The organism is Neisseria sp. P0021.S007 (assembly GCF_051956855.1).
In genome coordinates, this window is the sequence record NZ_JBQCXA010000402.1 from 1 (window position 1) to 760 (window position 760).

Annotated in this window: 1 pseudogene; it reads right to left on the bottom strand. The window is 46.8% G+C overall.

The window, feature by feature from the left end:
* Positions 1-324: 324 nt before the first annotated feature.
* Positions 325-760, bottom strand: a pseudogene (locus ACTHUR_RS13640) (glucose-6-phosphate isomerase); the annotation flags it as partial.

Here is a 760-nt window from a genome sequence, read left to right on the forward strand (position 1 = left end):
GCCTTTAACTTCTTACAATGGTATGTGGCTGAACAACATGAAGAAGAAAAATTATTCAGTGGAATTTTGGATAAATTAAATCTTCTTGGTGAAGATGGTAAAGGTTTGTTCTTAGTTGATAAAGATTTAGGCGCATTAACAACAAACAACTAATCAAGTCTGATGAAAAAGGCTAAGTCATTATCGATTTAGCCTTTTTTTATATCAAAATCTAGCTACTTTTGTCTAAAAGTGCGGTGCTTTAACGGTTCATTCTTACCGCCGATTAGGTTTTGAAATGCCCGTAAGACAGGCAGATATGCTTGTCTTACGGGCATTTTATTTTCAGACGGCCTTCGATCTTGCGTTGCAACTGCGGTAGAAGGCGATCAGACCGTTGGTGGAGCTGTCGTGTGCAGGCGTGCCGCGTTCGAGTTCGGGTTCGATGGTTTTGGCCAGCTCTTTACCGTATTCCACGCCCCATTGGTCGAAGGGGTTGATACGCCAAATCACGCCTTGAACGAAAGTACGATGTTCGTAAGCAGCCATCAGCATGCCGAGGTTGAAAGGCGTCAGGCTGTCGATGAGCAGGCTGTTGCTCGGACGGTTGCCGGGGAATTCTTTTTGCGGTGCAAGGCGGTTGCGTTCGTCTTGGGGCAGGGCGGCCAATTCGATTTGTACTTCGTTTAAGGTCTTACCTTTCATCAGCGCTTCGGCTTGGGCGAAGGCATTGGCAACGGTAAAGCGGTGTTGGCGGTGGTTGCCGTAGACTGTGGTCATG